We start from the raw sequence: 5,588 nt of genomic DNA on the forward strand, positions 1-5,588 counted from the left end.
AGCGATTCCACCTCGGGCGAGATCGTGTTCGAAGGCCGCGAGATCACCTCACTCAAAGGCGCGGCAAAGCGCGAATGGCAGTCCCATTGCGCCATGATTTTCCAACAGTTTAACCTTGTGCCGCGCATGGACGTTGTGTCGAACGTTCTGCACGGCACGCTGAACCGCCGGTCGACCTTTGCGACAATGTTCAACCTCTACCCTCAAGAGGACATCCACAAGGCGATCGAAATCCTTGACCGGCTTGGCATGGCAGAACAGGCCCCGAAACGCGCCGAAGCGCTTTCAGGTGGCCAGCAGCAGCGCGTCGCCATTGCGCGGGCACTGATGCAGGATCCCAGCATCATTCTGGCCGACGAACCGATTGCAAGCCTTGACCCAATGAACGCCCAGATCGTGATGGACGCGCTGCGCCGCATTCACGAAGAAGACGGGCGCATGGTCATCGCCAACCTGCACACGCTCGACACCGCGCGGCGCTATTGCGACCGGGTGATCGGGATGCGCGACGGGCGGATCGTCTTTGACGGACGCCCCGACCAACTGACGACCGGTGTCGCCCGCGACATCTATGGCGCAGGCGCGGATTTCTCGGAAGCCGCCACCTCCACCGCCATCGAGACACTGGACAGAGCCAACGCGACCCTCGTGGTGGCCTGATCCAGTTGAAACCCCGCTCCGGCGGGGTCTTTGCCTTTCATCACACCCAATGGAGAGACAGATGAAAAAGACCATCGCACTTGCGCTTGCGACCACGACCGCTCTGAGCACCGCTGCTTTCGCTCAAGAGATCACCGAGTTCCGCATCGGCCTGCTGGGCGGCGAGAACGCTCAGGACCGTCTGAACAACAACGAATGCCTGCGCGCCGACACCGAAGAGCTGCTTGGCGTTCCGACGCGCCTCTTTGCACCGGCCGATTACAACGGGGTGATCCAGGGCCTGCTGGGCGGCTCCATCGACATGGCGTGGCTCGGCGCATCGGCCTATGCCGCCGCCTATCTGGAAGATGAAGACGCGATCGAGCCGGTTCTGGTCAAGACCAACCTCGACGGTTCGTTCTCGTATCACTCCATCGGTTTTGCCCGCAAGGACAGCGGCATCACCTCGCTCGAAGACATGCAGGGCAAGGTCTTCGGCTTTGGCGATCCGAACTCCACTTCGGGCTACCTGATCCCCTCCGTCGAAATCCCGCAGGCCACCGGTGCGACCATGGAATCCGGCGATTACTTCGGTGAAGTCAAGTTCACCGGCGGTCACGAGCAGACCATCGTTGCCGTATTCAACGGCGACATCGACGGCGGTGTGACCTGGGCCGACGGTCTGGGCAACTGGGAAGATGGCTACAACTCGGGCGCCCTGCGCCGCGCTGTGGATGCCGGCCTTGTCGACATGAACGAACTGGTCGAAATCTGGAAGTCCAAGCCGATCCCGGAAGGCCCGATCGTTTTGCGCACGGCTCTGCCCGAGGACGTCAAGACCAAGATGGTCGAACTGATGCAGACAACGCTGCAAGAAGATCAGGAATGCCTCTACGGCGTGGCTGCAGGCGAGACCGCCGGCTTCGAGCCGATCGGCCACGACGCCTACGAGACCATCATCGCCGTCCGTAAGGCACAGATGAACAACTGATCCATGCTCTTGGTGATCGGCCAACGGCTCGGTCACACCAGCCCACCTCCGGCCTGATCCGGGGGTGGGCATACGCGCCAGAAAAGGCTCTCATCCATGACAGACGCCACGCTCCATAGCCCGCAGCCCTCTGTGGGAGACATCCAGATGCATTACATGGCCCTGACGCGCCAGAAGCGCATGTATAGCGGCATCGCGATTGCGATTTTCGTTCTGCTCATGGTGTCGGGCTTCTATGTCGCGGATGCACGCAACGCGGGCGGGTTCTGGGACGGCTGGCACCAGATGCTTGATTTCCCGGCCGGTGTCGTGTCGGAAGCATGGGAAAAGCGGGCGAACCTGCCGGGCTTGATGGTCAAATATCTTCCAGCGCTGATCGAAACCCTGAACATTGCCGCCGTGGCCACCCTGATCGGTGTGATCATCGGGCTGGGGCTGTCGCTGATGTCGACCCGTGGTCTCGCCAAATGGCCGCTCCTGATCCCTGTTTTCCGCCGTATCTCAGACATCCTGCGCGCTATCCCCGAGATCGTGATCGCGCTGGTGTTGATCTTCATGATGGGCGGCGGGCCGGTGCCTGCAATGGTCGCCATCGCGCTGCACACAGCCGGTGCCATGGGTAAGCTGTACTCCGAAGTGAACGAAAACGCCGATCTCAAACCCGTGGAAGGGCTCGAGTCGGTTGGCGCGAACTGGATGCAGCGCATGATGCTGGGCGTGATCCCGCAGGTCGCACCGAACTACCTGTCCTATGCACTGCTGCGTCTTGAGATCAACATCCGCGCCTCGGCCATCCTTGGCTTTGTGGGCGCGGGCGGCATCGGCTACGAGCTGCGCAACTCCATGACCTGGGGACAGGGCCGGTTCGACGAGGCCGCCGCCATCTTCATACTGCTCTTCATCACCATCGTGGTGGTGGATCAGGTCTCTTCGCATTTCCGCAATCGCCTGATCGGCACCGGAGGCCACTGACATGACCGACGCAACCGTCACCCTGCCAGTCTCAACGCTCAAAGACGAAGCCGACAAGATTTTTGCCCGCAAGCGCCTGAAGAATTTCGGCATTCCGGGTCTGATCCTCGCATATCTTGTTTACGTCTTTTTTGCCTTTGACGTCCCCGGTCTTGCCGACCGCATGCGCCTCGACAATGCGGCGACGCTGGTGTCGGACAGCTACAGCTACAAGACGCAAGTGACCCGCGACAACCGCTCGGGCGACATCACCGTCGCTAAGGAAGGCGAGCGCAAGGGGGCCTATCCCGACGGCATGACCCCCGACTGGGTCGAGATGACCGACGAAGGCGCCGTGGTCGACCTGCCGGATGGGCATCGCGTGCTGTTTGGCCCGGACAACAGCGCGGTTTACTTGCATCCCACCTTTGGCGAAATCACCGCACAGGTGTCCCGCACCGATGGCGTGACCCTGTCCCTGCCCGAAGCGGACCTGCCGGACTGGATCAGCTATTCCAAAGCACGACTTGACATCCGCACCGATGCGGGACGTCTGACCATGACACGCTCCAAGACAGAAGTGTTCCGCTATTTCTTTGGATGGGAGCTGTTCTGGTTCACGCTCGACAGCCCCTATCACAACAAATCCGTTTTCCAGATCGTGTTCGGCCCGCAACTGGACGAGACCCGCAGCAACATCACCGGTGCTGTTCAGGATTTCTGGAATAACGCCATGTGGCGACACAAGGACGTGGTCTGGGCGCTTGGCGAGACCGTGCTGATGGCCTTCCTTGGCACGATGGGCGCCGCGATGATCGCCCTGCCACTCGCGTTTATCGCCGCCAAGAACTTCACCCCCTTGCTACTGGCGCGTCAGATCGCGCGGCGCTTCTTCGACTTCGTGCGCGGTGTGGATGCCCTGATCTGGACCATCGTTCTGTCGCGCGCCTTTGGTCCGGGCCCGTTGACCGGCGCTCTGGCGATCCTCATCACCGACAGCGGCAGTTTCGGAAAACTCTTCTCCGAGGCTCTTGAAAACGTCGATGAAAAGCAGATCGAAGGCGTCGCCTCCACCGGGGCAAAGCCGCTGCAGCGCTACCGCTTTGGCGTGATCCCGCAGATCATGCCGATCCTGCTTAGCCAGATCCTCTACTTCCTTGAATCGAACACCCGATCCGCGACCATCATCGGCGCGATCACGGGGGGCGGGATCGGACTTCTGATCACTCAGGCCATCCAGACCCAGAAAGATTGGGAGGAAGTGTCCTACTACATCGTGCTGGTGATCCTCATGGTCATCGCGATGGACTGGTTCTCGGGTTGGCTGCGCGGCAAACTGATAGGCCGCAAGGACTGATATGGCCCGCCTCAAACATGACGCACCCTTCGTCCACGAGGGCTGCACCCTGACGAACAGCACCTTCGGCGCCTATACCGAGATCGACATGGGCAGCCGGATCACCAACAGCCATATCGGCGATTACAGCTATTGCGACCGATATGGCGACATTGCCAATGCGCATGTGGGCAAATTCGCAAATATCGCGAGCTTCGTACGGATCGGGGCCACGGACCACCCACTGGACACGGCGGCTTGTCACCACTTCCTCTACCGATCGCAGGATTACTGGGACGATGCTCGCCCGGACGAGGATTTCCTCAATCACCGCAGATCCCGGCGCGCGGTGATCGGCCATGACACATGGATCGGCCACGGCGCGATGATCAAACCCGAGGTCACTCTGGGACATGGCGCAGTCGTGGCCAGTGGCTCCATCGTCACCAAGGACGTCGCCCCCTACACCATCGTTGCCGGAACCCCGGCGCGGGTCATGCGTGACCGTCAACCGCCCGAGATCGCCGAGCGCCTGATCGCACTTGCGTGGTGGGACTGGCCCCATGATGCGCTTCGCATGGCCTTGGATGATTTCCGCTCGCTCCGCGCGGAAGAGTTCCTGGATCGGTTCGGGGGCTGACTGCTTCGCTCACGTGACCCGCCCCCGACGGCATCGGACCGCTTGCAACAATCCACAAAATTTGGCGGTCAGTGATTGCACTGAAGAGCCCTTGTGCTTGAAAACAGACCAAACATTAACGGAAAATGAACGCGCGATGAATGAACCGTTAAGTTGCTTCAACAGGCCCTGCTGGCCCCCTAGGTTGCGATCGAGCGACAACCTGAGGGGCTATCATGACACTGAGATCGATGAGATCTGCTTTCGACCACCGCAATTTTTGCAATGGCCTCGGCCGCTTTGGCACAGGAAACCGTGTCGGACAGCGTGATTGCAGAGCAGCGCGCAGCCTTGGCGGCCAACACAGACGGCAAGGGATTTGGTCCTCAGGCACCGCGCAACATTGACGCTCCCATGGGCGAAAATGATCGCGTGTTCGCGGATGCACCGCCGTTCACCGAAATGAACCTCTGAAACATTCACTTTCACGCAGGCGCCGAGCATCAGGGTGGTGAATTCACCACGTACCTGGGAAACGGCGACGGCAAAGGATTTGGCACGGGCTTCGGGTATTCGGGCACTCTGACCGAGGCAGAGCTTGCCCCGATTGATCAGGTGATCGGTGACGCCGACCACCCGTTGGTTCCCGGTGACACCATCGAAGTCCACTATGTCCACACTACCGCGCAGGTCAGCCCTGGCCCGACCCTTGTAGCCTGCCTGAGCAAAGCAATCATGAACCCGCAGCTGCGTGTGGAAACCCAAGTCTACGTGCTTGTGACGGTTGAATCCGCACTCGATTTCGTGACGCTGACGGCACATGACGTTGTCAATGGACTGCATCAGGCAATCAACATCCCGACTGATACCGGAACCCCTGTGCAATACGAAGGGTCCACCACAGGTCCAATGGTCGGGACTTCGGTAACGGTTCCCTCTCTGTCAATAGATTTTGGCCAAGCGATTTGATCCCCGCCGACGGGTTGTTCTCGCTTTGTCGATCCGACTGCTGTCTTGCGGCTCTTGGATGAGGTCCTTCAGGAACATGCTTC

Annotated in this window: 7 protein-coding genes; all 7 read left to right on the forward strand. The window is 60.2% G+C overall.

The window, feature by feature from the left end:
• Positions 1-660, forward strand: a 660-nt coding sequence (locus tag JJ869_RS21535; protein WP_292270622.1) for a phosphonate ABC transporter ATP-binding protein, incomplete at its 5' end; no start/stop codon positions are given.
• Positions 661-721: 61 nt separating this feature from the next.
• Complete coding sequence (gene phnD, locus JJ869_RS21540) at positions 722-1,630, forward strand: phosphonate ABC transporter substrate-binding protein (RefSeq protein ID WP_292270623.1); 909 nt, start codon at positions 722-724, stop codon at positions 1,628-1,630.
• Positions 1,631-1,726: 96 nt separating this feature from the next.
• Positions 1,727-2,602: a phosphonate ABC transporter, permease protein PhnE gene (gene phnE / locus JJ869_RS21545; protein ID WP_292270624.1), complete on the forward strand. Its 876-nt coding sequence runs from the start codon at positions 1,727-1,729 to the stop codon at positions 2,600-2,602.
• Between the two features lies 1 nt (position 2,603).
• The gene (gene phnE, locus JJ869_RS21550; protein ID WP_292270625.1) at positions 2,604-3,938 is read left to right on the forward strand and encodes a phosphonate ABC transporter, permease protein PhnE; all 1,335 of its coding nucleotides are present in this window, start codon (positions 2,604-2,606) and stop codon (positions 3,936-3,938) included.
• A 1-nt stretch (position 3,939) separates the two neighbouring features.
• Positions 3,940-4,557 (forward strand): chloramphenicol acetyltransferase, encoded by a 618-nt coding sequence (locus JJ869_RS21555; protein ID WP_292270628.1) that lies wholly within the window; start codon positions 3,940-3,942, stop codon positions 4,555-4,557.
• 264 nt (positions 4,558-4,821) lie between these two features.
• A complete protein-coding gene (locus JJ869_RS21560; RefSeq protein WP_292270630.1) occupies positions 4,822-5,010 on the forward strand; it encodes a hypothetical protein in 189 nt (62 codons plus the stop codon).
• Positions 5,011-5,013: 3 nt separating this feature from the next.
• Positions 5,014-5,505: a delta-class carbonic anhydrase gene (locus tag JJ869_RS21565; protein WP_292270632.1), complete on the forward strand. Its 492-nt coding sequence runs from the start codon at positions 5,014-5,016 to the stop codon at positions 5,503-5,505.
• The last annotated feature ends 83 nt before the right edge of the window (positions 5,506-5,588 follow it).

This window comes from Marivita sp., from assembly GCF_017643905.1.
GTDB lineage: Bacteria > Pseudomonadota > Alphaproteobacteria > Rhodobacterales > Rhodobacteraceae > Marivita.